Genomic DNA, 23387 nt, shown 5'->3' with positions numbered 1-23387 from the left:
CGACAGGGGGTCCCGTCGAGATGTTCGCTGCGTCACACAGTTGGGTATTCCTTCGCGCACAGTAGTCCACGGACTAAATCACTGGCCAGTAACCGCAGGTAGGACCGCCACTGTTCACGTATGTCGCACACGCTTACGCTTGATCGTCATGGCACCCACACCAGCCGGAGACACAAGGACACGCGTGCACGTCATCAGCGACGTGCACGGCAACGCCCGTGACCTGGCCAGAGCCGGCGAGGGCGCCGACGCGCTGATCTGCCTGGGCGACCTCGTCCTCTTCCTCGACTACGCCGACCACTCGCGCGGCATCTTCCCCGACCTGTTCGGCGTCGAGAACGCCGACCGCATCGTCGCGCTGCGCACCGCCCGGCGCTTCGAGGAGGCCCGGGAGTTCGGGGCCCGGCTGTGGGCCGGCATCGGCGCGGACCGGGCCGCGGTGATCGAGAAGGCGGTCCGCAAGCAGTACGCGGAGCTGTTCGCCGCCTTCCCCACTCCGACGTACGCCACCTACGGCAACGTCGACATGCCGCCCCTGTGGCAGGAGTACGCCGGCCCCGGCACGACCGTCCTCGACGGCCAGCGCGTCGAGATCGGCGGCCGGGTCTTCGGCTTCGTGGGCGGCGGCCTGCGCACGCCGATGCGGACGCCGTACGAGATCAGCGACGAGGAGTACGCGGCGAAGATCGAGGCCGTGGGCGAGGTCGACGTGCTGTGCACGCACATCCCGCCCGAGGTCCCCGAGCTCGTCTACGACACCGTCGCGCGCCGCTTCGAGCGCGGCAGCCGGGCCCTGCTGGACGCCATCCGCCGCACCCGGCCCCGCTACTCCCTCTTCGGGCACGTGCACCAGCCGCTGGTGCGCAGGATGCGGATCGGGGCAACCGAGTGTGTGAACGTGGGGCACTTCGCGGGGACCGGGACCCCCTGGGCGCTGGAATGGTGAGGACCTCCCAGGTCGGGTGAGATCGCCGGGTCCCGTGCGCGGTAGCCTTCACGCTGCACACACGTGCGCAGGACGACCTCTTACCGGCCCGCACCTGGAGGAGCCACGGCGATGGCGGAACACACCAGCTCGAGCATCACCATCGAGGCGGCCCCGGCCGACGTCATGACGGTCATCGCCGATTTCGCCCGCTACCCGGACTGGACCGGCGAGGTGAAGGAGGCGGAGGTCCTCAAGACCGACGACCAGGGCCGCGCCGAGCAGGTCCGGCTCGTCATGGACGCCGGTGCGATCAAGGACGACCAGGTGCTCGCCTACACCTGGACCGGTCAGAACGAGGTGTCCTGGACGCTGGTGAAGTCGCAGATGCTGCGCTCCCTCGACGGCACGTACCTCCTGAAGCCGGTTGGGGCGGGGGGCACGGAGGTCACGTACGCGCTGACCGTCGACGTCAAGATCCCCATGCTCGGCATGATCAAGCGCAAGGCGGAGAAGGTCATCATCGACCGGGCGCTGGCGGGGCTGAAGAAGCGGGTGGAGTCGGGCACGTAGGGGTCGCGCCGCAGGGGGTCCGTGCCGTGCCGGGTGCGGGCCGGCCGTGGCTCGTCGCGCCCACGCGGCGGAGCCGCATGGTCAACACAGCCCCGCGTCCCTGGGCGCGGCGGCACCGGTACCGTTCACCCCCATGCGCACCCTCCTGATCACCGGCCCCGGCGGCAGCGGTCGTACCACCCTCGCGGCCGCCACCGCCCTGGCCGCGGCGGCCGACGGCACGGACACCCTCGTCCTGTCCGCCGACCCCACGGACACCCTCGGTGCCGCCCTCGGCGTCCCGACCGGCCCGGCCCCGGTCGAAGCCGCCCCACGCCTCACCGCCTGGCGCCCCGACCCCGCCCGGGACTTCCGCGAGGACCTCACCGCCCTCCAGGAGCGCGCCTCCTCCGCACTGGACCTCCTCGGCGCCTCCCGCCTCGACCCGGAGGAGCTCACCCCGCTGCCCGGCGCGGAGGAACTCGCCCTGCTGCGCGCCCTGCGCGACGCCGCGCTGTCGGAGAAGTACGGCCTCCTCGTCGTCGACCTCCCCCCGGCCCCGCGGGCCCTCGACCTGCTCGCCCTGCCCGAGGAACTCCGCCGCTACCTGCGCCGGCTGCTCCCGCCCGAACGGCAGGCGGCCCGCGCCCTGCGCCCCGTCCTGGGCCGGCTCGCCGGTGTCCCGATGCCCGCGGAGTGGCTGTACGAGACGGCGGCCCGCTGGGACCTGGAGCTGGCCGCCGTGGAGGCCGTCGTCGCCGACCGCGACACCGTCGTACGGCTGGTCGCCGAGCCCGGGCCGGCCGGTGCCGACGCCGTCCGCACCGCCGGCCTCGGCCTCGCCCTGCGCGGCCTGCGCACCGACCTCGTGATCGCCAACCGCGTCCTGCCCGAGGCCTCCCCGGACACCTGGCTGGCCGGCCCGGTCGCCCAGCAGCGCAAGACGCTGGAGGAGTGGCGGGAGGCGTACGACGTCCACGCCGTCGCCCACCTCGGCCGCGACCCGCGCGGCACGGACGACCTCACCGCCCTGGCCGTGCCCGGCCCCGGCGCGGACGACCCCGCCGTCGAGTGGCCTGTGACCGACCGGCTCGGCACGGACGGCGTGCTCGTCTGGCACATCCCGCTCCCCGGTGCCATACGCGACGAGCTGGACCTCGTCCGGCGCGGCGACGAACTCGCCGTCACGGCGGGCCGGTTCCGCCGCGTCGTCCCGCTGCCGTCGGCGCTGCGCCGCTGCACCGTCGACGGCGCCGCCCTGCGCGAGGACGAGCTGCGCATCCGCTTCGCACCCGACCCGGCCCTCTGGCCGCAGAGCCGGTGAGACGCCGCGGCGGGCACCGCGAAATGCCCGGCTCCGGGCCGTGAACCCGGCACGTCCGTTCGGGTAACGTCGGAGGGACGAACCGTAGTCAGGAGTCCGTCATGAGCGAAGAGCTCCCCCCGCCCGGCGAGGCCCGCGAAGACGCCGTGGACGAGGTGCGGGCGACCGACGCCGACGCCTGGGCGACCGCGTGCGCCGAGGACCTCGAGGCGGAGCAGGCCCGCCGCCGCACCCAGTACGGCCCGCACCCCGGCTCGGCCGCCGAGGAACTGAAGAAGCTCGTCGACGCCGTCGCGGACAAGCTGTCCGGCATCCAGTCCCCGCTGTTCGGCGCGGTCGCGGGGCCCGCCGCCCAGCAGGTCGTACGCCAGGTCGTCCAGCAGGCCAAGGACGCCGTGGAACCCGTCATCGAACGCAACCCGGACGTCTTCGACCACCTGGCCGCCGCCGGGAACGAACTGCTCGCCGCCTACCGCTCCGCCGTCCAGGCCCAGGAACGCCGCTGGACCGGCCGCGACGACCGCGACGACCCCCGTGACCAGGACGAACGCCGTGACCGGGGAGACGAGGGCGGCCCCGGGGAGCGCATCGACCTGGACTGAGCCCGGGTCCCCGGCGAAGCGGCGGACAGCGCGACGCCGCCCGGTGTGCCCAGCGTGCGGACGACGCGAACCCGACGGCGGGGCCTCGGGTACCGTTGGCCGTAGCGGGGCTCGACCGAAACTGAGGGATTCATGGGACTCACCATCGGCGTCGACATCGGCGGCACGAAGATCGCGGCCGGCGTGGTCGATGAGGAAGGCAACATCCTCTCGACCCACAAGGTGCCGACCCCGGGCACGCCCGAGGGCATCGTGGACGCCATCGCCTCGGCGGTGGAAGGCGCACGCGTAGGACACGACATCGTCGGTGTGGGCATCGGCGCCGCCGGCTATGTGAACCGGCAGCGCTCCGAGGTCTACTTCGCGCCCAACATCCACTGGCGCAACGAGCCGCTCAAGGAGAAGGTCGAGGCCCGCGTGGGCCTCCCGGTGGTCGTCGAGAACGACGCGAACGCCGCGGCGTGGGGCGAGTACAAGTTCGGCGCCGGCAAGGGCCACCGCAACGTCATCTGCATCACCCTCGGCACGGGCCTCGGCGGCGGCATCATCATCGGCAACAAGCTGCGCCGCGGGCACTTCGGCGTGGCCGCCGAGTTCGGCCACATCCGCATGGTGCCGGACGGCCTGCTGTGCGGCTGCGGCTCGCAGGGCTGCTGGGAGCAGTACGCCTCCGGCCGCGCCCTCGTCCGGTACGCCAAGCAGCGCGCCAACGCCACCCCCGAGAACGCCGAGATCCTGCTCGGCCTCGGCAACGGCACGCCCGACGGCATCGAGGGCAAGCACATCTCCATGGCCGCCCGCCAGGGCGACCGCGTGGCCGTCGACTCCTACCGCGAGCTGGCCCGCTGGGTCGGCGCGGGCCTCGCCGACCTCGCCTCCCTCTTCGACCCCTCCGCCTTCATCGTCGGCGGCGGTCTCTCCGACGAGGGCGAACTGGTCCTGGGCCCCATCCGCAAGTCCTACAAGCGCTGGCTGGTGGGCGGCAACTGGCGCCCGGTCGCCGAGGTCCGGGCAGCGGAACTGGGCAACAAGGCGGGCCTGGTGGGAGCGGCGGACCTGGCGCGGGAGCCCGACCCGATCATGTAAACGCCGTCAGGGTGTGCGCCCCAGGGGCGCGGGGAACTGCGCGATCAACCACATGCGACCGGCACTCGCGCACCATCCCCGCGCCCCGCCCCATGGGGCGTAAATTGATCACATGCCCCTGCTCCCCAACTCCCGTACCGAACCCGACGGTTCCGCGGTCATCAGGGTCCTCAGCTACAACATCCGCTCCATGCGCGACGACACCGCCGCCCTGGCCCGTGTCATCAGGGCGTGCGAGCCCGACCTGGTCCTCGTCCAGGAAGCCCCCCGCTTCTTCCGCTGGCGCAAGAAACTCGCCCGCCTGGCCCGCGCCTCCGACCTGGTGACCGTCACCGGGGGCGCCACCACCACGGGGCCGGCGGTCCTCAGCTCGCTCCGCGCGAGCGTCGAACGCACGGAGGACGTCCTCCTGCCCCGCGCCCCCGGCCTGCACCGCCGCGGCTTCGCCACCGCCGTCGTCCGCTTCGCCGGCGTCCGCCTCGGCGTCCTCAGCTGCCACCTGTCGCTCCAGAAGGACGAGCGCCATGCGCAGGCCGGCATGCTCCTGGACCGCCTGGCCGGACTGGGAGTGGAGCACGCGATCGCCGGCGGCGACCTGAACGAACGCCCCGACGGCCCGGCCTTCCGCCTGCTGGCCGACGGCCTGACCGACTGCCGGGCCGCCGCGCCCTGGGGCGGCGAGCACACCTGGACCCCCGCCGACCCCTACCAGCGCATCGACGCGATCTTCGCGACCAAGGGCATCGAGGTCCTGGGCTGCGGCGTACCGCTCGGGCAGCCCGGGGTGACCGAGGCAGACCTGAGGGCGGCCACGGACCACCTCCCGGTCCTGGCCGCCCTCAGAATTCCGGCCGGGCCGCAGGACGCGGCCCATGGGGTGTCCGGCTAGACGACCGCCCCGCGCCCCGGGTCGTCGTCCTCCTCGTCGTCCGTCCGCATCCGCATCACCAGCGCCGTGCACCCGCCGACGAAGCCTCCGATGCCGAGGGTGGCCAGCCACCACGTCATGTCCCACCCGAGCAGCACGGCCAGCAGGAGCAGCACCGGCCCGCCGAGCACCCCGAGCCAGGCGAACTTCGCGGTGGCGTCGGCGGTCGGCAGCGGGGGCGGCTCCGGCGGGACGAAATGGCCCTCGTCGTCCTCGTCGAAGTCGTCCTCGGTGGGCTCGGGCGTGGAGTAGTCACGCGGGCCGACGCCGGGCGCGAAGGAGACGGAGCCGCCCAGCGGCCTGGCCGGCTTCTCCCCGGGCTCCTTGGCCTCCGGGCCCTCGGGCTCGGCGGGCTTCGCGGCCTCCCCGGCCGTGTCCACCCGGTCGTCGTTGGTCGCGGGCTCCAGCAGCGCCAGGTCCTCGACGGACTTGAACGGCTTGGCGCCCGGCGGATCCGGCGGCTCCTCGCCGTACCCGGCGACGATCGCCGCCCAGGCGGCCTCCTCGTCGAGCGGGACGCCCTTCTCGTCCGGCTCCCGGCCCTCGCGGTCGGAGTCGTGCTCAGCCACCTGCGGTCGTCCCTTCCTTGCCGAGACCGGGCTCCTTGACGAGGCCGGGTACGAGCCGGTCGATGAACGCGAGGCTCTCCTCGTGGATCCGGTCCGCGTCATGGTCCAACGTGGCCACGTGGTAGCTCTGTTCCAGGATGACCTCTTTCACGTCGGTCGACGAGATGCGGCTGAGGATGCGGGCCGAGTCGGCGGGCGGCACCACGTGGTCCTGGGGGCTGCGCATCAGCAGCACCGGCTGCGTGACCTGCGGCAGCTCGCGGTCGGCGGCCTGGAAGAACTGCCGCAGGGAGTGCGCCGCGTGCAGCGGCACCCGGTCGTAGCCCAGCTCCCTGCTGTCCGGCTTGGCGATGTCGCTGGCGATGCCCTTCGTCGCCGGGACGAAGTGGCGGACGACGGGGAGGGCGTGCGCGGCCAGGCCGTGCACCTTGTTCGCCGGGTTGACGACCATCACGCCGCTGACCGCGTCGCCGTGCTTGCCGGCCAGCCGCAGGGCCAGGGCGCCGCCCATGGACAGACCGGCCACGAAGACCTTCGCGCGGCGCTCGCACAGCAGGCGCAGCTCACGGTCGACCTCCGCGTACCAGTCCTGCCAGCCGGTGATCCGCAGGTCCTCCCAACGCGTGCCGTGCCCGGGCAGCAGCGGCAGGGAGACGGTCAGGCCGTGCTCGGCGAGGTGCTCCGCCCAGGGGCGCAGCGACTGCGGTGATCCGGTGAAGCCGTGGCAGAGGAGGACGGCGACCTCCCCGCCCTCGTGGTGAAACGGCTCGGCTCCGGCAAGGACCGGCACCTTCGGCCTCCTGGTCGTGAGAAGGGACTGACACGATCACGGATAGTCACGGAACGTCATGGAAGGCGTCGCACGTCGTTCGCGGGACCTTCACCGTACGCGACCGCACTGACACCGACCAGGGCCGTCGGCGCCTTTGACAGCGCTCCGGGTTAAGGTCTGAACGACACATACAGGAGGCACTCGGTTGTTGTACGGCGCGATGAAGGTCACCGTCGGGGGTCCGCTGAAGCTCGCCTTCAGGCCCTGGGTGGAGGGCCTGGAGAACGTACCCGCCGAGGGCCCGGCGATCCTGGCGAGCAATCACCTGTCGTTCTCCGACTCGTTCTTCCTGCCCGCCGTCCTGGACCGCAAGGTCACCTTCATCGCGAAGGCCGAGTACTTCACCACGCCCGGTGTGAAGGGCCGGCTGACGGCCGCCTTCTTCAAGGGCGTCGGCCAGCTCCCCGTGGACCGCTCCGGCGCGCGCGGCGCGGGTGAGGCCGCCATCAAGAGCGGCATCGAGGTGCTGGAGCGCGGCGAGTTGTTCGGGATCTACCCGGAGGGGACGCGCTCGCCCGACGGGCGGCTCTACCGCGGCAAGCCGGGCGGCCTCGCGCGCGTGGCGCTCGCGACCGGCGCGCCCGTCCTCCCGGTCGCCATGATCGACACGGAGAAGATCCAGCCGCCCGGGAAGATCATGCCGAAGCTGATGCGGCCCGGCATCCGGATCGGCAAGCCGCTGGACTTCAGCCGCTACCAGGGCATGGAGCACGACCGGTTCGTGCTGCGCGCGGTGACCGACGAGGTCATGTACGAGATCATGAAGCTCTCCGGCCAGGAGTACGTCGACATGTACGCGACGGCCATGAAGCGGCAGCTCGCGGAGGCGGCGAAGGCGGAGAAGGAAGCCGAGAAGGCGGCCCGGGCCGCGCTCGCGAAGGCGGAGAAGGAACAGGCCGAGAAGGAAAAGCAGTCCGAGCGGCGGCGGACCGAGCCCTAGTCGGGGGTTCGGGCCAGGGGTGGGGGAGATGGCCAGGCGCGAGCGTGTCATGAGGATGTCGGTCGAGCAGCCGCTGTGGCGTGCGCTGACCGCCTACCGGGTGCTCACCATGCTGTACGCGGTCGGCCTGTTCGCCACCGCCCACGACGAGTTCGCCCGTCCCTGGGTCGCCGTCGCCTACTTCGCCGTGCTCGGGGTGTGGACGCTGGCCACCCTGCCCAGGGTCGCGAACGCCGCCGGCTGCACCAAGCGGTTCCTCACCGCCGACCTCACCATCGCGATCACCGGCATCCTGCTCACGCCCGTCGCCGACGCGCACGAGCGGGTCCAGGCGGGCGGCCCCACCCTGCCGTCGATATGGACCGCCGGTTCCGTCCTGGCCTTCGCGATCAAGGGCGGCTGGCGCTGGGCGGCCCTCGCCTCCAGCCTGGTGGCCGCCGCCAACCTGGTCGAGCGCGGCAGCCCGGCCCGCGACACCGTCCACAACGTCATCCTGGTCTGCATCGCCTCCATCGCCATCGGCTACGTCGTCGAGGTCGCCCGCGCCTCCGAGCGCACCCTCGCCCGCGCCCTGGAGATCGAGGCCGCCACGCGGGAACGGGAGCGCCTCGCCCGGGACATCCACGACAGCGTGCTCCAGGTCTTGGCGATGGTGCAGCGGCGCGGAGCGGTGATCGGCGGTGAGGCGGCCGAGCTGGGCCGGATGGCCGGCGAGCAGGAGGTCGCGCTGCGCACCCTCGTCTCCGGCGGACTGGTGCCCGTCTCCCGGGTCTCCGAGGACGCCGCCGAGGGCGCGGTCGTCCGGGCCGTCGAGGAGGAGCCGGCCGACAGCGGCCCCGTCGACCTGCGCGCCCTGCTCGCCCCGTACGCCGGGGCCAGGGTCAGCCTCGCCGAGCCGGGCGCGCCCGTGCGCCTGGCGCCCGTCGCCGCCCGGGAGGTGGCCGCCGCGGTCGGGGCCGCCCTGGACAACGTCCGCGGGCACGCCGGGGAGCAGGCGCGCGCCTGGATCCTGGTCGAGGACGAGCCGGACGAGGTGATCGTCACCGTCCGGGACGACGGGCCCGGCATCCCGGAGGGGCGGCTCGCCCAGGCCGAGGGCGAGGGGCGGCTCGGGGTCGCCCTGTCGATCCGCGGCCGGCTGCGCGACCTCGGGGGCAGCGCGGAGCTGATCTCCGTGCCGGGGCAGGGCACGGAAGTCGAGCTGAAGGTACCGAAGGACGTGAAGGACACCCGGGGGAAGGCGGAGCGGCGATGACGGAGAGCGGCGGGGAGCGACGGGACCCGATCAAGGTCATGGTGGTCGACGACCACCCCATGTGGCGCGACGCGGTCGCCCGGGATCTCGCCGAGTCCGGCTTCGAGGTGGTCGCCACCGCGGGCGACGGCGACCAGGCCGTGCGCCGCGCCAAGGCCGCCGCGCCCGACGTCCTCGTGCTCGATCTGAACCTGCCCGGCAAGCCCGGCGTCCAGGTCTGCAAGGAGGTCGTCGCCGCGAACCCCGCGCTGCGCGTGCTGGTGCTGTCCGCGAGCGGGGAGCACGCCGACGTCCTGGAGGCCGTGAAGTCCGGCGCGACGGGCTACCTGCTGAAGTCGGCCTCCACGGAGGAACTCCAGGACGCGGTCCGCCGCACGGCCGTCGGCGACCCCGTCTTCACCCCCGGCCTCGCCGGACTGGTCCTCGGCGAGTACCGCCGCCTGGCCTCCGAACCCGCGCCCGCCCAGGACACCGACGAACCGAAGGCGCCCCGGCTCACCGACCGCGAGACCGAGGTGCTGCGCCTGGTCGCCAAGGGCCTGAGCTACAAGCAGATCGCCGAACGCCTGGTCATCTCCCACCGCACGGTGCAGAACCACGTCCAGAACACCCTAGGCAAGCTCCAGTTGCACAACCGCGTCGAACTGGTCAGGTATGCGATAGAGCGCGGCCTCGACGACGAGTGAGACGCCCGTCACACTGACCCTTCGTCAGGCACCTGCGGCGAAGGGACTGTTCCATGCGCGTCGGAGTACTGACCGGAGGCGGCGACTGCCCCGGCCTCAACGCCGTCATCCGGGCCATCGTCCGCAAGGGCGTGCAGGAGTACGGCTACGACTTCACCGGCTTCCGGGACGGCTGGCGAGGACCCCTGGAGAACGACACCGTCCGGCTCGACATCCCCGCCGTGCGCGGCATCCTGCCTCGCGGCGGCACCATCCTCGGCTCCTCGCGGACCAACCCGCTGAAGGAACGGGACGGCGTCCGCCGGATCAAGGAGAACCTCGCCGGGCTGGGAGTCGAGGCGCTCATCGCCATCGGCGGCGAGGACACCCTCGGCGTGGCCGCCCGCCTCTCCGGCGAGCACGGCGTGCCCTGCGTGGGCGTCCCCAAGACCATAGACAACGACCTGTCCGCCACCGACTACACCTTCGGCTTCGACACCGCCGTCGGCATCGCCACCGAGGCCATCGACCGGCTGCACACCACCGCCGAGTCCCATATGCGCGTCCTGGTCGTCGAGGTGATGGGCCGGCACGCCGGCTGGATCGCCCTGCACTCGGGGCTCGCCGGCGGCGCCAACGTCATCCTCATCCCCGAGCAGCGCTTCGACGTCGAGCAGGTGTGCGCCTGGGTGACCTCCCGTTTCCGGGCGTCGTACGCGCCGATCGTCGTCGTCGCCGAGGGGGCGGTGCCCAAGGACGGCGACATGGTCCTCAAGGACCAGTCGCTGGACTCCTTCGGGCACGTCCGGCTGTCCGGGGTCGGCGAGTGGCTGGCCAAGGAGATCGAGAAGCGCACGGGCAAGGAGGCCCGCACCACGGTCCTCGGCCATGTCCAGCGCGGCGGCACCCCCAGCGCCTTCGACCGCTGGCTCGCCACCCGCTTCGGCCTGCACGCCATCGACTGCGTACGCGACGGCGACTTCGGCTCGATGGTCGCCCTGCGCGGCACCGACATCGTCCGCGTCCCGATCGCGGAGGCGACGGCCCGGCTGAAGACGGTCGACCCGAAGCTGTACGAGGAGGTCGGGGTGTTCTTCGGCTGACCGCCGCGCCTCCGGTGCCGGCCGGGGCCGCGCGGCCCCGGCCGGCCCGGTGTCAGACCGAGGGCGCGCCCGTGCCCCGCAGCTGCCCCACCAGCTCCCGCACCACCCGCGCCCCGTTCAGCGTCAGCACCGACTCGGGGTGGAACTGCACGCCCGCGAAGCCCGGCCCGCGCAGCGCGTGCACCTCGCCGTTCGCGGCACGGGAGACCTCGACCCCGTGGGCCGCCAGCTCGCCCGCCGCCTCGTCGTCGCAGCGCGCCACGAAGCTGTTGTAGAAGCCGACGGTCTCCCGCCGCCCGAACAGCTCGATCTCCGTCTGCGCCCCCTGGTACGGCACGTCCTTCCGTACGATGTCCAGCCCCAGCTCGGCCGCGATCAGCTCGTGCCCGAGACAGACGCCCAGCACGCCCTGCCGTTCGCCCCCGATCACCTCGGCGGTCAGGGCACGCAGGAACCGCATCTTCGGGTCCGCCAGGTCGGACGGGTTCCCGGGCCCGGGGCCGAGCATCACCGGCCCCTCGTGCCCGAGCACCGCCTCCCGCAGCCCCGGCTCGTCGTACCGCCGCACGGTCACCTCCAGACCGCCGGCGCGCAGCACGTGCGCGAGCATCGCCGTGAAGGTGTCCTCCCCGTCGACGACCAGGGCGTGCCCGGCGAGTTCCGCGGACCGCTCCTGCATCCGCAGCCAGAAGGGGGCGAGGGAGGACCGGCGCCCGTCCAGCGCGGCCCGGACCCGCGGGTCCTCCGCCAGCCCCGGCCGTGCGGCCTCCGCGCGCGGCCGGGCCGGACGCACGCCCAGGGCCGCCAGCACACCGGCCGCCTTCGCGTGGGTCTCGGCCACCTCGCTCGCCGGGTCCGAACCCCGCACCAGCGTGGCGCCCACCGGAACCCGCAGGTGCCCGTCCGCGGCGATGTCGGCGGTGCGGATCAGGATGGGGGAGTCGAGGGTCTGCGCCCCGCCCGAGTCCCGGCCGAGCAGGGCCAGCGCACCGGCGTAGTACCCGCGCCCGCCGGCCTCGTGCCGCTCGATGACCCGGCAGGCGTTCTGCACCGGCGACCCGGTGACGGTCGCCGCGAACATGGTCTCCTTCAGCACCTCCCGCACGTCCAGCGAGGACCTGCCGCGCAGTTCGTACTCGGTGTGCGCCAGGTGCGCCATCTCCTTGAGCCGCGGGCCGATCACGACCCCGCCCATGTCGCCGACGGTGCACATCATCTTGAGCTCCTCGTCGACGACCATCGACAGCTCCTCGATCTCCTTGCCGTCGGCGAGGAAGTCCAGCAGGTGCTCGGGGGTCGGCCCCTCGGCGGGGTAGCGGTAGGTGCCGCTGATCGGGTTCATGACGACCGTGCCGCCCGACATCCGCACATGCACCTCGGGGCTGGCCCCGACCAGCGTGCGCTCCCCGGTGTGCACGACGAACGTCCAGTACGCGCCCCGCTCGCCCTCCAGCAGCCGCCGGAACAGCGCGAGGGCGTCGGCCCGCCCGAACCCGGGGATCCCGCCCTCGTACGTCCGGCGGATCACGAAGTTGGCGCCCTCGCCCCGGCCGATCTCCTCCTCCAGCACGCGCCCGACGATCCGCGCGTACTCCTCGTCGGCGATGTCGAAGCCGCCGCCCTCGACGCGCACGTCATGCGCCGGGAGCTGCTCCAGGGCGTCGCCCAGCGGGACGCCGTACGACTCCTGGGGGGTGAGTGCCAGCAGGGGCGTGCCGTCGTCGCGGACGTCGAAGCCGCGCTCGCGGATCTGCCGGAAGGGGACGAGCGCGAGGCTCTGCTCGGGGAGGTCGGCGAGCCGGTCGTACGCGGCGACCGGGCCGATCAGAACCTCGACCAGGTCGTGGTCGTGGCCGGGCGTGCGGCGGCGGAGCAGGGCGAAGGGACGGGGGTCGTCCAGCAGCTGTGCCAGGTCCATGGTTCCTCTTCCGTCGAATCACGTCGATGTCGGTGAGGAACGACCCGGGAAACACCGAAGGCCGCCCCTCGGGCGGCCTTCGCGAAGTCTTCTGTACGCGCAGTCAGCGGGCCGCCGGATGAGCGGTCCACCACCAGGTCTGGATCGAGTGCGCGAACATGCGACGCACCCTACCCCATGTCCGAGGGGTGTACCCGGTGTCTCAATTGCTGGGCATGGGTCAGGACGCCCGACACGACCCCGTAATGTTGAGGTCGTGACCGTGAACGCTAAGACCAGCGCGAGTGCTGGCAACACCTGGCGAGACCTGCCCGCGGCGCAGCAGCCCGAGTACCCCGACCCCGAGGCTCTGCGCGCAGTCGTTGCGGACCTCGAGTCGTATCCGCCGCTCGTCTTCGCGGGCGAGTGCGACCAGCTGCGCGCCCGGATGGCGGCCGTCGCCAAGGGAGAGGCGTTCCTCCTCCAGGGCGGCGACTGCGCCGAGGCCTTCGACGCGGTGTCCGCGGACCACATCCGCAACAAGCTGAAGACCCTGCTCCAGATGGGCGCCGTGCTGACGTACGCCGCCTCGGTGCCGGTCGTGAAGGTCGGCCGCATCGCCGGCCAGTACTCCAAGCCGCGCTCCAAGCCGACCGAGACCCGCGACGGCGTGACGCTGCCGACGTACCGGGGCGACTCGGTCAACGGCTTCGACTTCACCGAAGAGGCCCGCGTCCCGGACCCCGAGCGCCTGAAGCGGATGTACCACGCCTCCGCCTCCACGCTGAACCTGGTACGCGCCTTCACCACCGGCGGCTACGCCGACCTGCGCCAGGTGCACGCCTGGAACCAGGACTTCGTGAAGTCGTCCCCGTCGGGGCAGCGCTACGAGCAGCTGGCGCGCGAGATCGACAACGCGCTGAACTTCATGCACGCCTGCGGGGCCGACCCGGAGGAGTTCAAGACGGTCGAGTTCTACGCCTCCCACGAGGCGCTGCTCCTCGACTACGAGTCCGCCCTGACCAGGGTCGACTCGCGCACCGGGCAGCTGTACGACGTCTCCGCGCACATGGTGTGGATCGGCGAGCGCACCCGGCAGCTGGACCACGCGCACATCGAGTTCGCCTCGAAGATCCGCAACCCCATCGGCATCAAGCTGGGTCCGACGACCACGGCCGAGGACGCGCTGCAGTACATCGAGCGCCTCGACCCGGAGCGCGAGCCGGGCCGGCTGACGTTCATCGTCCGCATGGGCGCCGACAAGGTCCGCGACAAGCTCCCCGAGCTGGTAGAGAAGGTCACCGCCTCCGGCGCCACCGTGGCCTGGGTGACCGACCCGATGCACGGCAACACCTTCGAGGCGGCCTCCGGGCACAAGACCCGCCGCTTCGACGACGTGCTCGACGAGGTCAAGGGCTTCTTCGAGGTCCACAAGGAGCTCGGCACGCACCCGGGCGGCATCCACGTGGAGCTGACCGGTGACGACGTCACCGAGTGCGTGGGCGGCGGCGACGAGATCTTCGTCGACGATCTGCACCAGCGCTACGAGACGGCCTGCGACCCGCGGCTCAACCGCAGCCAGTCGCTCGACCTGGCGTTCCTCGTGGCCGAGATGTACAGGGACCAGTAACGGGTCCGCCTGTTACCGGGCAACGACTGGGGCGCGGATCACATACGATCCGCGCCCCTCTCGACTTTTGCGGCTCGCACCCGACGGGTAAGGTTAGGTTAGCCTCACCGATCAACGGGGACGGCACCACAGAGCAAGCCCCTCGGGAGGTGAACCGCGTGTACGTCTGCAGTTGCTTCGGGATCACCGAACAGCAGGTCAAACAGCATGCGGACAGCGGTGCCTGCACCCCCCGCCAGATAGCCTCCGCCTGCAAGGCGGGCACGGACTGCGGGTCCTGTGTGCGCCGTATCCAGGCGATCCTGGGCAGGGGTGCCTGCCCTCGCCGTGAACTGGCCGACCGTGGCCAGCCGGTGCTCGCGGAGCTCGAGGACGCCGCCTGACGGCAGGCCTCAGCTCGGCTGCTCGATCTGCTGCGCGAGGTACAGCGCCTCGCCGAGCTTGTCGATCAGCTCCAGCTGCGTGTCCAGGTAGTCGATGTGGTGCTCCTCGTCCTCGAGGATCGACTCGAAGAGGTTCGCCGACGTGATGTCGCCCTTGCTGCGCATCACCTCGATGCCGCGCTTGAGGCGGTCGATCGCCTCGACCTCGACCTGTCGATCGGCCTGGAACATCTCGGTGACCGTCTGACCGACCCGGACGTGGAAGAGCCGCTGGTAGTTGGGCAGACCGTCCAGCATGAGGATGCGTTCGGTGATCTTGTCCGCGTGCTTCATCTCGTCGATGGACTCTTCACGCGTGTACTTGGCGAGCTTGGTCCAGCCTTTGTTGTCCTGGATCCGGTAGTGCAGCCAGTACTGGTTGATCGCCGTCAGCTCGCCGGTCAGCTGCTCGTTGAGGAATTCGAGGACCTCGGGGTCGCCCTGCATCGCAGAGGCTCCTTCCAACGGGGGGAACTGGCAGGTTGCGCCGCATGATTCCACCGGCGACGAAGATCGTCCAGTAAGTCTTCACTTAGTAAGTAAGGGCATGCTTAGTTCTATTTGCCCCGTTTTGAAGTGACCCCGGTCAGGGGCATCACCCGGGGTCTGTCAGGATGGAGTCATGGGTCAGCCGCTGGAACACGAATCGGGAGAAGGGCACGATTCGGCAGGAGCAGGAGCGGCGCAGCCCGGCCTGCCGCCGGGACAGCGGGTGCAGCGCGGCTGGCCGGTCACGCACTACGGGCCCGTCCCCAAGTTCCGGCCCGAGCGCTGGGAGTTCCGGGTCTTCGGCGCCACCGCCGGCGGCGGCAAGCACTGCTGGTCCCACGAGGAGTTCACGGCCCTGCCGCACACCACCGTCGTGGCCGATCTGCACTGCGTCACGAAGTTCAGCATGCTGGGCGCGGAGTGGGGCGGTGTCCCCGCCCGCACGATCCTCGACATCGCCCCGCCCGCGGACGACGTCACCCATGTGATGGTGTGGGCCGAGTACGGATTCAGCTCCAACCTCCGCCTGTCCGACTTCGCCGACGAGCGCGTCCTGTTCGCCACCCACAAGGACGGCGAGCTGCTCACCGCCGAGCACGGCTTCCCACTGCGCCTGATCGTGCCCCACCTGTACGCCTGGAAGGGCCCCAAATGGGTGCGCGGCGTGGAGTACATGACCGCCGACCGGCGTGGCTTCTGGGAGGAGCGCGGCTACCACAACATCGGCGACCCCTGGCGGGAGCAGCGCTACTCGTACCAGGAGGAGCCGGGGGACGGCCCCGACCTCTGAGGCCTCTCAGGTCTTCAGCAGTCGCGCAGCTTCTTCAGCCGCTCCACGTCCGCCGCATGTCCCTCCTTGCCGCCCGGCGTCTCGATGATCAGTGGCACGCCCTCGGTCGCGGGGTGCGTCATCAGTGCCCGGAACGGGTCCTCGCCGATGTGGCCGACGCCGATGTTCTCGTGCCGGTCCTTGTGGGCGCCCACCACGTCCTTGGAGTCGTTGGCGTGGATCAGCTTCAGCCGTCCCTCGCCGACCGTGTCCACCAGCAGGTCCAGCGTCTGGTGCATGCCGCTCGGGCCGGTCAGGTCGTGTCCGGCGGCGAAGATGTGGCAGGTGTCCAGGCACACGCCGAGCATCGGGTGGGCGTCCAGCGCCTCGAAGTACGGGCCGAAGTCCCAGGTCCGTGAGCACAGGGAGGCGCCCTGGCCGGCGGTCGACTCCAGCAGCAGATACGGGTCGTCGTCGTGGGTCAGCTCGTCGAGCAGCGGCAGCAGGTGCTCCCGGACCTGCTTCAGCGCCACGGACCGCTCCCGGCCGCCGGTGGCGCTGCCCGTGTGCACGACCACGCCGAGCGCCCCGATCTCCCGGCCGCGCCGCAGCGAGTGCCGCAGGGACTCCACCGACCGTTCCACGGTGGCCTCGGTGTGCGAGCCGAAGTTGATCAGGTAGGGCGCGTGTACGTAGGCGGGGATCGACTCGGCCTCGCACGCCGCGCGGAACGCCTCGTCCTGCTTCGGGTTCCCGGCCGGCGTGGCCCAGCCGCGCGGGTTGGCGACGAAGACCTGCACGGTCTCCGCGCGCAGGTCACGGGCGTACGACAGGCCGACGGAGTGGAGCCCACCGGCCACGGGGACGTGGCCGCCCACGGGGTTGCGGGAGGGGCCGGACAGCTGATTGTTCACCCGTTCAGGGTGTCATGCGCCCGACCGTGCTCCGCCCACGGGCTCGGCGCCCGGCCGTGATCCGTGCGGGGCCTTCGCGCCGGCCGTGCTCCGTCCACGGGCTCGGCGCCCGGCCGTGATCCGTGCGGGGGCTTCGCGTCGGCCGTGCTCTGTCCACGGGCTCCGCGCCCGGTCATGATCCGTGCGGGGCTCCGCGCCCGGCCGCGTGCTCCGTCCATGGGCTTCGCGCCAGCCGTGCTCCGTCCACGGGCTCGGCGCCCGGCCGTGCTCCGTGCGGGGGCTCCGCGTCGGCCGTGCTCCGTCCACGGGCTTCGCGCCCGGTCATGATCCGTGCGGGGCTCGGAGCCCGGTCGTGCTCCGTGCGGGGGCTCCGCGTCGGCCGTGCTCCGTCCACGGGCTTCGCGCCCGGTCATGATCCGTGCGGGGCTCCGCGCCCGGCCGCGTGCTCCGGCCATGGGCTTCGCGCCCGGCGTGCGGGGGCTCCGCGCCAGCCGTGCTCCGTCCACGGGCTCCGCGCCCGGTCATGATCCGTGCGGGCCTCCGCGCCCGGCCGCGTGCTCCGTCCACGGGCTCCGCGCCAGCCGTGCTCCGTCCACGGGCTCGGCGCCCGGCCGTGCTCCGTCCACGGGCTCCGCGCCCGGCCATGATCCCGAGCGGGGGGCTCCGCGCCCGGCCACGCTCCCTGCCAGGGCTTCGCGTCCGGTCGTCACCTGATCTTGATCGTGATCGTGGAGCCCTTGGGCGCCGTCTCGCCGCCCTTGACCGACTGGTCCTTGACGGTGTCGCCGAACAGGCCGAGCAGACCGCGGTCCTCGTCGACCTGGAACCCGGCGCCCTCCAGCGCCTGCCGGGCGTCGTCGACGCTGTCGCCGACCACGTCCGGGACCTCGATCATCTCGGGGCCCTTGGACAGCGTCAGCGTGACCGTGTCGCCCTCGGCGGCCTGTCCGCCGGGGTTGGGGCTCTGCCGGGCGACCTGGCCCTTGTCGAACTCGGAGGAGGTGACCCGCTCGGTGGCCACCTTCACCTTGAGGCCGGCGTCCTGCAGCTCGGCCCGGGCGTCGGCCAGGTCGTCACCGGTGACGTCGGGGATGTCGATGGGGCTGCCCTTGCTGACCACCAGCGCGACGGCCGTGCCCGCGCGCACCTGCGTGCCGTCCGCGGGCCGCGCGGAGATCACCGAGCCGCGCGGGACGTCCTCGCTGAACTCGCGGGTGACCATGCCCGGCTCCAGCCCGTCCTGCTTGAGCTGGGCCCGCGCCTGGTCCAGCTTCCGGCCCTCCAGGGCGGGCACCCGCACCGTCTCGGGGCCGTCGGAGACGGTGATGCTCACCGCGTCGTTGCCGCGGATGCGCGTGCCGGCCTTCGGGTCGCTGCTGATGACCTGGCCGCGCTCCACGGTGTCGCTGTAGGCGTGCTCCACCTTGCCGAGCTCCAGCCCCGCGTCCCGCAACCGGTCCTCGGCCTGGTCCTGGGTCTTCGACAGCAGCGGGGGGACCTCGGTGAACTGGCCCGAGTTGATGTACCAGATGCCCGTGCCGAGGCCGAGCACGAGCAGGACGGCGACCACGATCGCCATCGGGCCGCGCCGGGGACCCGAGCGGCGCCGGGACGGCGGGGGCGGCGGGGACTGGAAGCGGCTGGTGCGGTTGAGCCCCGCGTCGGCGGGCTCGTCGTCCTCGTTCACCGGCAGCGGGCGGGGTGTCGTGAGGGCGCGCGGGATCACGCTCGTCCGGTCGTCGGCGTTGTCGTGCTCCGCGGTGAGCGCCTGCGGCGGGACCACGTCCAGCTGGTCAGCGCTCAGCCGGCCGCGTCCGTCGCGGACCTGCGCGAGCAGTGCCACCGCGTCGTGCGGGCGGATCTCCGGGGTGCGGGCGGTCGCCGAGGCGACCATCTCGTCCAGCTCGTACGCCAGACCCGGCACGGCGGCCGAGGGCGGCGGGACGTCCTCGTGCAGGTGCTTGTAGAGGATGACGGCGGGGGAGTCCCCGTCGTGCGGCTTGTCGCCGGTGAGCATCTCGTAGAGCATCACCCCGCACGCGTACACGTCGACGCGGGGGTCGGCGGTGCCGTTCTCTATCTGCTCGGGGGCGAGGTACGAGACCGTGCCGAGGACCGTGCCGGTGGTGTTCGTCACCGTGTCCACGGCCCGGACGAGGCCGAAGTCGGCGACCTTGACCCGGCCGTCGTCCCCTATCAGGACGTTCTCGGGCTTCATGTCCCGGTGCACGAACCCGGCGCGGTGGGCGGCGCCCAGCGCGGCCAGCACCGGCTCCAGGATGTCCAGGGCGGCCCGCGGCTGCAGGGCCCCGCGCTCGCGCAGCACGTCCCGCAGGGTGCAGCCCGCGACGTACTCCATGGCGAGGTAGACGTAGGAGCCGTCGGTGCCCTGGTCGAAGACCTGCACCACGTTCGGGTGGGCCAGCCGGGCGACCGACTTCGCCTCGCGGATGAACCGCTCGACGAACGAGCCGTCGACCGCGAGCGAGGGGTGCATCACCTTGAGCGCGAGGACCCGGTCGAGGCGGGTGTCCACGGCCCGGTAGACCGTGGCCATCCCGCCGACCGCGATCCGCGCGTCGATGCGGTACCGGCCGTCGAGCAGCTGCCCGACCAAGGGGTCCTGAAGGGTCGTGTCCACGCAGGCGAGTGTACGAGTCACCACTGTCACCCCGCGCAGCACGCCGAAGATCGCACCGGTACTGCAGCCGACCTGTGACGTGCCCGGCGCACCCTCACCCGAAGGCGGGCCGCTCCGGGTCCAGCGCCGCCCTGCCCTCCGCGGGCGACGAGGCCTCCGCGAAGTGCCGCCGCGGGATCCGCCCCGCCCGGTACGCCAGCCGCCCGGCCTCCACCGCGTGCCGCATGGCGTCGGCCATCAGCACCGGCTCCTGGGCCCGCGTCACCGCCGAGGCGAGCATCACACCCGCGCAGCCCAGCTCCATCGCCAGCGCGGCGTCCGACGCCGTCCCGGCGCCCGCGTCCAGGATCACCGGCACGCGCGCGTGCTCGACGATCAGCTGGAAGTTGTGCGGGTTGCGGATGCCGAGCCCGGAGCCGATGGGCGAGCCGAGCGGCATGATCGCCGCGCAGCCCACGTCCTCCAGCTTGCGCGCCAGCACCGGGTCGTCGTTGGTGTACGGCAGCACCGTGAAGCCGTCGTCGACGAGTGTCTCGGCCGCCTCCAGCAGCTCGATCGGGTCCGGCAGCAGGGTGCGCTCGTCGGCGATGACCTCCAGCTTGATCAGGTCGGTGCCGAGGGCCTCGCGCGCCAGCCGGGCCGTGAGGACGGCCTCCCCGGCGGTGAAGCAGCCCGCCGTGTTGGGCAGCACGCGGATGCCGAGCCTGTCGAGGACGGACAGCACCGAGCCCTGCACCGAGGGGTTCACACGCCGCATCGCTACGGTCGTCAGCTCCGTCCCGGAGGCGACCAGCGACCGCTCCAGCACGTCGAGGCTGGGCGCCCCGCCCGTGCCCATGATCAGGCGGGACGTGAAGGACGTACCCCCGAGGACGAACGGATCGTCGGCCATGGTCAGCCTCCTTGGACGGCGGTGAGGACTTCCACGCGGTCCCCCTCGGAGAGGGGCGTGGACGGCCACTGCGTGCGCGGGACGACGGTTTCGTTGAGGGCGGCGGCCACTCCCGAGGGTGAGGTGGTCAGCGATTGCACGACGGTGTCGAGAGCCGTGCCGGGCCGGACGTCCCGGGGCTCCCCGTTGACGGAGATGTTCATGCGGGCTGCTCCGTGAGTGCGGTGGCGGTACTGAAGCGCTTCGGCGTGAAGGGGCGGGCCTCCTCGGGGAGACCGCCCGTCGTCAGGGCGTGCGCCAGGGCGTCGCCGGTGACCGGCGTGAGCAGGACGCCGTTGCGGTAGTGCCCGGTGGCCAGCAGCAGTCCGTCGAGGCCGGTCGGGCCGAGCAGCGGCGCGTTGTCGGGCGAGCCGGGGCGCAGTCCGGCCCGGGTCTCGGTGAGCGGCAGCTCGGTGATGCCGGGGACCAGCTCGTGCGCGTCGCGCAGCAGCTCGTAGACGCCGCCCGCGGTGACGGTGGTGTCCCAGCCCAGTTCCTCGCTGGTCGCCCCGATCACCAGCTCGCCGTTCTCGCGCGGCACCAGGTAGACGTGGCTGCCGCGCACGACCGCGCGCACGGTCCGGCTGAGGAACGGCCCGTGCCGCCCCGGCATGGTCAGCCGGACGACCTGCCCCTTCACCGGCCGCACGGGTGGCAGCACGTCCTCCGGCACGCCCGCGAGCCGCCCGCTCAGGCTGCCCCCGGCCAGCACGACCTGCCCGGCGGCCAGCTCGGTTCCGTCGTCCGTGACGACACCGGTGGCCCGGTCCCCGGCGACGACCAGCCGCTCGGCCCACGCGTGGTGGAAGACCACGCCCGCCCGCTCGCACGCCGCCAGCAGCGCCCCGGCCAGGCGCCGCGGGTCGATCTGGTGGTCGCCGTCGACCCGCAGCCCGCCGCGCACGCCCGGCGCGAGCATCGGCTCCAGGCGGCGGCACTCGCGCCCCGACAGCCACTGCGACTCCAGGCCCGACTGCTGCTGCAGGGCGTGCAGTTCGCGCAGGTGGGCCCGGTCGTCGGCGTCCAGCGCCACGGCGAGCGTGCCGCACCGCCGGTAGCCGAGGTCGTGGCCGGTCACCTCGGTGAGCTCGGCCGCGAAGTCCGGGTAGCGCCGGGCGGAGGCGAGGTTCAGGCCGAGCAGGGTCTGCTCGCCGTAGTGCAGCTCCGTGACGGCGGCCAGCATGCCGGCCGCCACCTGTGCGGCTCCGCCGCCCGGCTCGGGGTCCGCCACGGCCGTGGCGAACCCGCGTTGCGCGGCCCGCCACGCGGTGACCAGGCCGATGATCCCGCCCCCGATGACGAGGACGTCTGACGTGCGCGTACGCGACATGGGCGTCCAGCCCCTCCCTTCGCCGGCATGACCCGGATCAGGTTCGTACGGTCGGAGGCCGCCAGCCTCCCTCTCAGCCCGGTGCGTCCGGGCTCCCGCGAGTGCTCTACGTCGGCCACCCTAGCCCGACGCCCTGCGCGGCAGTAAGGGAGCCTCCGTCCCCACCCGGGGGCGCCGACGTCGTACACGGGCCGTTCGCGGGTACCCGCAAGGACGGGCACGGGCGGTGGGAGGAGCGCTGTGCAGCAGGTCACGGCGCATGAGCACTGACTGACGGAATGTCAGTTGTCTATGGTGATCAGGTGAGCGAGCAGACGCAGGAACCAGGTTCGTCCGCGCCGCGGCGCGTGGTCGTGGCGGGCGCGGGCATGGCCGGTGTGCAGACCGCCGTCGCCCTGCGCGAGCAGGGCTTCACCGGCACCGTGCTCCTGATCGGCGCCGAACCCCACCAGCCGTACGACCGGCCCCCGTTGTCCAAGGCCGTCCTGCTCGGCAAGGCGGAGGGCTCCGCCTTCGACGTCGACTTCGAGGCCCTCGGCATCGAGCTGCGCCTCGGCTGCGAGGTGCTCGGCCTGCGCCCCGAGGACCACGAGCTGGACACCGAGAACGGGCCCGTGCCGTACGACGTCCTGGTCGTCGCGACCGGCGCCGAACCCGTCCGGCTGCCCGGCGCGGAGGGCGTGCCCGGCGTGCATCTGCTGCGCACCCTGGACGACGCCGAGCGGCTGCGGCCGGTGCTGGCCCGGCGGCACGACATCGTGGTCGTCGGCGCGGGCTGGATCGGCGCGGAGTTCGCCACGGCCGCGCGCGAGGCGGGCTGCGCGGTGACCGTCGTGGAGGCCGCCGAGCGGCCGCTGGCCGGGGCGCTGCCCGCCGAGGTCGCCGCCCCGATGGCCCGCTGGTACGCCGACGCGGGAGCCGTGCTGCGCACCCACGCGCGCGTGGCGGGTGTCGAGCCCGGCGCGGTGCTCCTCGACGACGGCTCCCGGCTGCCCGCGGGCGCGGTCGTCGTCGGCATCGGCGCCCGCCCGGCGACGGCGTGGCTGGCCGGCTCCGGCGTCGCGCTCGGCGTCCACGGCGAGATCGTGGCCGACGAGCACCTGCGCACCTCCGCGCCGGACGTCTACGCGGTCGGCGACTGCGCCTCCTTCCCCTCCGGCCGGTACGGCGAGCGCCTGCTCGTGCACCACTGGGACAACGCCCTCCAGGGGCCGCGCACGGTCGCGGTGAACATCGTCGGCCGGGCCACCGGCGAGACCCCCGCGGTCTACGACCCGGTGCCGTACTTCTGGTCCGAGCAGTTCGGGCGGTTCGTGCAGTACGCCGGGCACCACGCGGCCGCCGACACCACGCTGTGGCGGGGCGAACCGTCCGGTCCCGCCTGGACGGTGTGCTGGCTGCGCGGGGACCGGCTCGTGGCGCTGCTGGCGGTGGGCCGCCCCCGCGACCTGGCGCAGGGCCGCCGCCTGATCGAGGCGGGCACGCCGATGAATCCGGTGCTGCTCCAGGACCCGGCGAGGCCCCTGAAAGCGGCCACGGCGTAGGGCCTGGGGGCCCGGCCGAGCCGCGGCGCGTCCGCCCAG

At 72.7% G+C, this 23387-nt stretch carries 24 protein-coding genes and 1 riboswitch; of the genes, 14 read left to right on the top strand and 10 right to left on the bottom strand.

Annotation, left to right across the window (positions count from 1 at the left end; all coding sequences use genetic code 11):
- Nucleotides 1-148 precede the first annotated feature (148 nt).
- From ABZ948_RS02770 to ABZ948_RS02745, 6 genes are all read left to right on the top strand, one after another.
- Nucleotides 149-946, top strand: coding sequence for a metallophosphoesterase family protein (locus tag ABZ948_RS02770; protein WP_359756608.1), 798 nt, complete (start codon nucleotides 149-151; stop codon nucleotides 944-946).
- A 111-nt stretch (nucleotides 947-1057) separates the two neighbouring features.
- Nucleotides 1058-1498: an SRPBCC family protein gene (locus ABZ948_RS02765; protein WP_359756606.1), complete on the top strand. Its 441-nt coding sequence runs from the start codon at nucleotides 1058-1060 to the stop codon at nucleotides 1496-1498.
- Nucleotides 1499-1631: 133 nt separating this feature from the next.
- Nucleotides 1632-2801, top strand: a complete 1170-nt coding sequence (locus ABZ948_RS02760; protein WP_359756605.1) for an ArsA family ATPase — start codon at nucleotides 1632-1634, stop codon at nucleotides 2799-2801.
- 101 nt (nucleotides 2802-2902) lie between these two features.
- Entirely contained in the window at nucleotides 2903-3403 is a 501-nt protein-coding gene (locus tag ABZ948_RS02755) for a DUF5304 domain-containing protein (protein WP_359756603.1), read from the top strand.
- Nucleotides 3404-3535: 132 nt separating this feature from the next.
- Nucleotides 3536-4489, top strand: a complete 954-nt coding sequence (locus ABZ948_RS02750; protein WP_020272969.1) for an ROK family glucokinase — start codon at nucleotides 3536-3538, stop codon at nucleotides 4487-4489.
- A gap of 112 nt (nucleotides 4490-4601) precedes the next feature.
- Nucleotides 4602-5378, top strand: coding sequence for an endonuclease/exonuclease/phosphatase family protein (locus ABZ948_RS02745; protein ID WP_359756601.1), 777 nt, complete (start codon nucleotides 4602-4604; stop codon nucleotides 5376-5378).
- Here the strand turns inward: ABZ948_RS02745 and ABZ948_RS02740 are convergent.
- Together ABZ948_RS02740 and ABZ948_RS02735 are read right to left on the bottom strand one after the other, a co-directional pair.
- Nucleotides 5375-5986, bottom strand: coding sequence for a hypothetical protein (locus ABZ948_RS02740; RefSeq protein WP_359756599.1), 612 nt, complete (start codon nucleotides 5984-5986; stop codon nucleotides 5375-5377). The genes ABZ948_RS02745 and ABZ948_RS02740 overlap by 4 nt on opposite strands.
- The gene (locus ABZ948_RS02735; RefSeq protein WP_359756597.1) at nucleotides 5979-6776 is read right to left on the bottom strand and encodes an alpha/beta hydrolase; all 798 of its coding nucleotides are present in this window, start codon (nucleotides 6774-6776) and stop codon (nucleotides 5979-5981) included. Before ABZ948_RS02735 ends, ABZ948_RS02740 begins: the two co-directional genes overlap by 8 nt.
- Nucleotides 6777-6978: 202 nt before the next feature.
- On the opposite strand from ABZ948_RS02735, the gene ABZ948_RS02730 reads away from it, so the two are divergent.
- The 4 genes from ABZ948_RS02730 to ABZ948_RS02715 are packed head-to-tail and all read left to right on the top strand — an operon-like array spanning nucleotide 6979 to nucleotide 10781.
- Nucleotides 6979-7758: a lysophospholipid acyltransferase family protein gene (locus ABZ948_RS02730; protein WP_359756720.1), complete on the top strand. Its 780-nt coding sequence runs from the start codon at nucleotides 6979-6981 to the stop codon at nucleotides 7756-7758.
- A gap of 28 nt (nucleotides 7759-7786) precedes the next feature.
- Nucleotides 7787-9013 (top strand): MacS family sensor histidine kinase, encoded by a 1227-nt coding sequence (macS, locus tag ABZ948_RS02725; RefSeq protein WP_359756595.1) that lies wholly within the window; start codon nucleotides 7787-7789, stop codon nucleotides 9011-9013.
- The gene (locus ABZ948_RS02720; protein WP_359756593.1) at nucleotides 9010-9699 is read left to right on the top strand and encodes a response regulator; all 690 of its coding nucleotides are present in this window, start codon (nucleotides 9010-9012) and stop codon (nucleotides 9697-9699) included. Before macS ends, ABZ948_RS02720 begins: the two co-directional genes overlap by 4 nt.
- Nucleotides 9700-9752: 53 nt before the next feature.
- On the top strand, nucleotides 9753-10781 hold the full coding sequence (locus ABZ948_RS02715; RefSeq protein ID WP_359756591.1) for a 6-phosphofructokinase: 1029 nt from the start codon (nucleotides 9753-9755) through the stop codon (nucleotides 10779-10781).
- A gap of 52 nt (nucleotides 10782-10833) precedes the next feature.
- On the opposite strand, the gene ABZ948_RS02710 is transcribed toward ABZ948_RS02715, so the two are convergent.
- The gene (locus tag ABZ948_RS02710) at nucleotides 10834-12699 is read right to left on the bottom strand and encodes an anthranilate synthase family protein (RefSeq protein WP_359756589.1); all 1866 of its coding nucleotides are present in this window, start codon (nucleotides 12697-12699) and stop codon (nucleotides 10834-10836) included.
- Between the two features lie 103 nt (nucleotides 12700-12802).
- Entirely contained in the window at nucleotides 12803-12859 is a 57-nt protein-coding gene (locus tag ABZ948_RS02705; protein ID WP_078602827.1) for a trp operon leader peptide, read from the bottom strand.
- A 96-nt stretch (nucleotides 12860-12955) separates the two neighbouring features.
- Between ABZ948_RS02705 and ABZ948_RS02700 the strand changes: the two genes are divergently transcribed.
- The gene (locus ABZ948_RS02700) at nucleotides 12956-14308 is read left to right on the top strand and encodes a class II 3-deoxy-7-phosphoheptulonate synthase (protein ID WP_031115788.1); all 1353 of its coding nucleotides are present in this window, start codon (nucleotides 12956-12958) and stop codon (nucleotides 14306-14308) included.
- 149 nt (nucleotides 14309-14457) lie between these two features.
- On the top strand, nucleotides 14458-14691 hold the full coding sequence (locus ABZ948_RS02695) for a (2Fe-2S)-binding protein (protein WP_078650954.1): 234 nt from the start codon (nucleotides 14458-14460) through the stop codon (nucleotides 14689-14691).
- Between the two features lie 9 nt (nucleotides 14692-14700).
- Here ABZ948_RS02695 and bfr read toward each other — a convergent pair whose 3' ends face one another.
- A complete protein-coding gene (gene bfr, locus ABZ948_RS02690; protein ID WP_086855270.1) occupies nucleotides 14701-15177 on the bottom strand; it encodes a bacterioferritin in 477 nt (158 codons plus the stop codon).
- A 175-nt stretch (nucleotides 15178-15352) separates the two neighbouring features.
- On the opposite strand from bfr, the gene ABZ948_RS02685 reads away from it, so the two are divergent.
- Nucleotides 15353-16009 carry a sulfite oxidase-like oxidoreductase gene (locus ABZ948_RS02685; RefSeq protein ID WP_359756586.1) on the top strand — a complete coding sequence of 219 codons (657 nt, stop codon included), beginning with the start codon at nucleotides 15353-15355 and terminating at the stop codon, nucleotides 16007-16009.
- 14 nt (nucleotides 16010-16023) lie between these two features.
- Here ABZ948_RS02685 and ABZ948_RS02680 read toward each other — a convergent pair whose 3' ends face one another.
- The 5 genes from ABZ948_RS02680 to thiO all read right to left on the bottom strand — a co-directional run bounded on the left by ABZ948_RS02680 (nucleotide 16024) and on the right by thiO (nucleotide 21804).
- Nucleotides 16024-16902 (bottom strand): deoxyribonuclease IV, encoded by an 879-nt coding sequence (locus tag ABZ948_RS02680; protein WP_359756584.1) that lies wholly within the window; start codon nucleotides 16900-16902, stop codon nucleotides 16024-16026.
- Between the two features lie 706 nt (nucleotides 16903-17608).
- Nucleotides 17609-19543 carry a Stk1 family PASTA domain-containing Ser/Thr kinase gene (gene pknB / locus ABZ948_RS02675; RefSeq protein WP_359756582.1) on the bottom strand — a complete coding sequence of 645 codons (1935 nt, stop codon included), beginning with the start codon at nucleotides 19541-19543 and terminating at the stop codon, nucleotides 17609-17611.
- A 94-nt stretch (nucleotides 19544-19637) separates the two neighbouring features.
- Complete coding sequence (locus tag ABZ948_RS02670) at nucleotides 19638-20435, bottom strand: thiazole synthase (RefSeq protein WP_359756580.1); 798 nt, start codon at nucleotides 20433-20435, stop codon at nucleotides 19638-19640.
- Between the two features lie 2 nt (nucleotides 20436-20437).
- Nucleotides 20438-20638 carry a sulfur carrier protein ThiS gene (thiS, locus tag ABZ948_RS02665; RefSeq protein WP_359756578.1) on the bottom strand — a complete coding sequence of 67 codons (201 nt, stop codon included), beginning with the start codon at nucleotides 20636-20638 and terminating at the stop codon, nucleotides 20438-20440.
- Nucleotides 20635-21804, bottom strand: a complete 1170-nt coding sequence (gene thiO / locus ABZ948_RS02660; protein ID WP_359756576.1) for a glycine oxidase ThiO — start codon at nucleotides 21802-21804, stop codon at nucleotides 20635-20637. The genes thiS and thiO overlap by 4 nt, the downstream gene beginning before the upstream one ends.
- A riboswitch (TPP riboswitch) is annotated at nucleotides 21802-21913 on the bottom strand. (Overlaps the previous gene by 3 nt.)
- Nucleotides 21914-22106: 193 nt before the next feature.
- On the opposite strand from thiO, the gene ABZ948_RS02655 reads away from it, so the two are divergent.
- Nucleotides 22107-23348 (top strand): NAD(P)/FAD-dependent oxidoreductase, encoded by a 1242-nt coding sequence (locus ABZ948_RS02655; RefSeq protein WP_359756574.1) that lies wholly within the window; start codon nucleotides 22107-22109, stop codon nucleotides 23346-23348.
- Nucleotides 23349-23387: the final 39 nt, after the last annotated feature.

Source organism: Streptomyces olindensis (assembly GCF_040645895.1).
In the GTDB taxonomy this organism is placed as follows: Bacteria; Actinomycetota; Actinomycetes; order Streptomycetales; family Streptomycetaceae; genus Streptomyces; species Streptomyces olindensis.
The sequence above is the reverse complement of the archived record's forward strand: the minus strand, read 5'-3'. Positions and strand labels throughout refer to the sequence as shown.